The 3396-nt window shown below is 58.7% G+C and carries 3 protein-coding genes; 2 read left to right on the plus strand and 1 reads right to left on the minus strand.

The features are described 5' to 3' along the window. The first annotated feature begins 374 nt into the window (after nucleotides 1–374). Nucleotides 375–635, plus strand: a complete 261-nt coding sequence (locus tag NW853_RS10865; protein WP_414334953.1) for a ferredoxin-thioredoxin reductase variable chain — start codon at nucleotides 375–377, stop codon at nucleotides 633–635. Here the strand turns inward: NW853_RS10865 and NW853_RS10870 are convergent. After that, nucleotides 632–1105, minus strand: coding sequence for a phycobilisome protein (locus tag NW853_RS10870; protein ID WP_414334952.1), 474 nt, complete (start codon nucleotides 1103–1105; stop codon nucleotides 632–634). The genes NW853_RS10865 and NW853_RS10870 overlap by 4 nt on opposite strands. A 263-nt stretch (nucleotides 1106–1368) precedes the next feature. Between NW853_RS10870 and ftsH the strand changes: the two genes are divergently transcribed. Continuing rightward, on the plus strand, nucleotides 1369–3285 hold the full coding sequence (gene ftsH, locus NW853_RS10875; RefSeq protein ID WP_414349016.1) for an ATP-dependent zinc metalloprotease FtsH: 1917 nt from the start codon (nucleotides 1369–1371) through the stop codon (nucleotides 3283–3285). Nucleotides 3286–3396 lie beyond the last annotated feature (111 nt).

Consider the following 3396-nt stretch of genomic DNA (forward strand, 5'->3'; position numbering starts at 1 on the left):
TGGTTTGATTGAAGACAGATTTGACGGATTTTGTTTGAGCGGCTGCCAGCTTGCCTGAGATCGATCCGTGCCGCTGAGGCGATCCCTTCCAGCCCTCCGACCTCTGAGAGGGGAGTTGGGAAGCGGTCCAGGCAATGACCGTGCTCTTGGATCGGCTGGAGTACAAGGGGGGATCCCTTCGCTTAAAGTGGGGCTTCCTTCGGCTAGGCTCATGGCTGGAGCTTGCGGAAAGATGCTCGCTCCACTCAAAGAAAACAAAAACTCCTGTGGTAGTTTCCACATACTTCTTCATATCTTGAAGACTTGCTTAGAGATTGAGCTAGAGTGTTCTCAGTCAGTTTCTCTGGTGGGCCACTTTTTGGGGAGGAAAAGACATGAAAGTTGGAGATCGAGTGCGGGTGCGTACCAGCGTGATCGTCTATCACCACCCGGAATATCGCAATCAACCTTTTGACCTCAAAGGCATGGAAGGGGAGCTGAAGGCCGTGATTCAGGATTGGAATGGCCGTCCGATCAGCGCCAATTTTCCCTTTCAGGTGCAGTTTGGCAACAAGTTCCGGGCTCATCTGCAGGCCGATGAGCTAGAGTTGGTTGAGCCGGCCAACTCAGCAGAGTCTGCCGGGACGGCTGCCTAGTTGAGGCTCAGCAGCGTGCGGTTGGTTTCCAGAATCGGCCTGATCAAGTCGGCTTCCGCGGGGGTGAGGTAATTGGCCATCACCTCTTGCAGGAAGCGGTAGGTTGCCTCGCAACTGCGTTGGGTGCGGAAGGCCCGCATCAAGGTCTGAAACCAGTAGAGAAACCGCTCTTTGTAGCGTTGCTCATCGTCCAAGAGCATGGCCAAGGCGGAAAGGCGCAGCACCCGAACGGTGTCAGCTTTCCACTTGTTACTAAAGTCTTCCACCCCCCGCATGAGCAAGTAGGGATCCAGCGCGCGCATTTTCATCTCCACATCCCGGATGATCTGGGCTTCTGCCGCTTGAATCTTGCGATAGGCGCTCAGGCGTAGGTCAAAGGAAGCCAGGTAGGTTTCCATGAATTGCAGCTCCTCATCCCTGAGATAGCGCCCATCGGCAGCGATGCTCAGTTGGCGCAGTTGAGTCAGCATGGGGCTCCTTGGGCAAGCTGGAATGGGTGAGAATGAGAAAAAAACACCCCCCTTGGCTGACGGCACAGCCTGGGTCTTTTGATCCTATCCCTAAACTCCTCGCCAGAAGAGCAGGATTGCCGGGATCCTCGGCAACCCTCTCAGTCAGGTTAATATTAATTAACAGTCTGTTGTTGCAAGAACCTACTCGACCCCAGATTGTTACCTACGAGTGGCCATCTGCGAGTTCGATTCAAAAACACCCTTTGGGAGGAAACACTTCCGTGAGTCAGAAAGGTAAAAACAAAAAATGGAGAAGCGCGGGGTTGTATGCGCTGCTGGCCATCGTCTTGATCTCCTTGGCCACCACCTTCTTCGGCACCCGCCCGGCTGAGCGCCTGGAGATCAGCTACTCCGACTTGATCAGCCGCGTGGAACGGGGCGAGGTCAGCAAGGTTTTGGTGGAGACGGCCCCGGATGGTCGCCAAGTGGCCATTGCCGAGGCAGAAATCAACAACCGCGCCACCCAAGTGCAGGTAAATCTGCCCCCCCTTACTCCAGAGTTTGAAAACACCCTGGTTGCCAACGGGGTGGAGCTGGCGGTGCGCCCGGTTCAGGAGGAAGGGCTCCTCGGGCGCATTCTCAGCACCTTCTTCCTGCCTGTTTTGCTGTTGCTGGGGCTTTTTTTCCTGCTGCGGCGCGCTCAAAATGGCCCTGGCAGCCAGGCCCTCAACTTCGGCAAATCGAGGGCGCGGGTGCAAATGGAGCCGAAAACTCAAATTACTTTCAACGATGTGGCCGGTATCGAGCAGGCCAAGCTGGAGCTGGCGGAGGTGGTGGATTTCCTGAAAAATTCAGAGCGCTTTACGGCTTTGGGAGCCAAGATCCCGCGTGGGGTGTTGCTGGTGGGCCCGCCCGGCACGGGTAAAACCCTGTTGGCCCGCGCTGTGGCCGGTGAGGCGGGTGTGCCCTTCTTCTCCATTTCTGGCTCTGAGTTTGTGGAGATGTTTGTCGGGGTCGGTGCCTCCCGTGTGCGGGATCTGTTCGAGCAGGCCAAGCAAAATGCCCCCTGCATTGTCTTCATCGATGAAATCGATGCCGTGGGTCGGCAGCGGGGAGCTGGCCTGGGGGGTGGCAACGACGAGCGGGAGCAAACCCTGAACCAGTTGCTGACCGAAATGGACGGCTTTGAGGGCAACTCCGGCATCATCGTTATTGCCGCCACCAACCGTCCCGATGTGTTGGATGCGGCGCTGCTGCGGCCCGGTCGCTTTGACCGCCAAGTGACGGTGGATCGCCCTGATTTTCAGGGCCGTCTGGAGATCCTCAAGGTGCATGCCCGCGGCAAAACCCTGGCCGCCGATGTGGATCTAGAGAAATTGGCCCGCCGCACCCCTGGGTTTACCGGTGCGGATTTGGCCAACCTGCTCAACGAAGCGGCCATTTTGGCGGCCCGCCGCAACCTCACCGAGATCTCGATGGACGAGATCAACGACGCCGTGGATCGGGTGTTGGCCGGCCCGGAGAAGAAGGATCGCCTCATGAGCGAGCGGCGCAAGGAGCTGGTGGCCTACCACGAGGCGGGCCACGCCTTGGTGGGATCCCTTTTGCCCAACTACGACCCGATCCAAAAAGTGACGATCATCCCCCGCGGCCAGGCGGGTGGCCTCACCTGGTTCCTGCCCAGCGATGATGACATGGGGCTAACCACCCGTGCCCACCTGAAAAACATGATGACCGTTGCCCTGGGCGGACGGGTGGCCGAAGAGGTGATCTACGGGGAGTCGGAGATCACCACAGGGGCGGCCAGCGACCTGCAACAGGTGGCCCGCATTGCCCGCAACATGGTCACCCGCTTTGGCATGAGCGATCGCCTGGGGAATGTGGCCCTGGGTCGCCAATATGCCAACATCTTCCTGGGCCGGGAGATCGCCGCAGAACGGGACTTCTCTGAGGAGACGGCAGCCCTCATCGACGAGGAGGTGCGGCGGCTGGTGAATGAGGCCTACCAGCGGGCCACCTACCTGATTCGGGAAAACCGTGCCCTCTTGGAGCGCATCGCCCGCCGCTTGGTGGAAGCCGAGACCATCGATGGGGAAGAGCTGCAGGCGATCATCGACAGCTCTGAGGTGGTGATGCTGCCGCCTGAAAACGAGCCAGAGCCGCTGACCTTCCCGGTAACCCTCAACGCCAACGCCTAGGCCCCTCTCCTGTGCCTAGACCTGGGATCCCTGCCTTTTCCCTTGAGGAGGGCAGGGATCTCGATTTTTGCCTGATGATAGCCATCTCCCCTCTCCCTCTGGGAGAGGGGC

It is taken from the genome of Synechococcus sp. H55.11 (assembly GCF_047462475.1).
Taxonomy (GTDB): Bacteria; Cyanobacteriota; Cyanobacteriia; order Thermostichales; family Thermostichaceae; genus Thermostichus.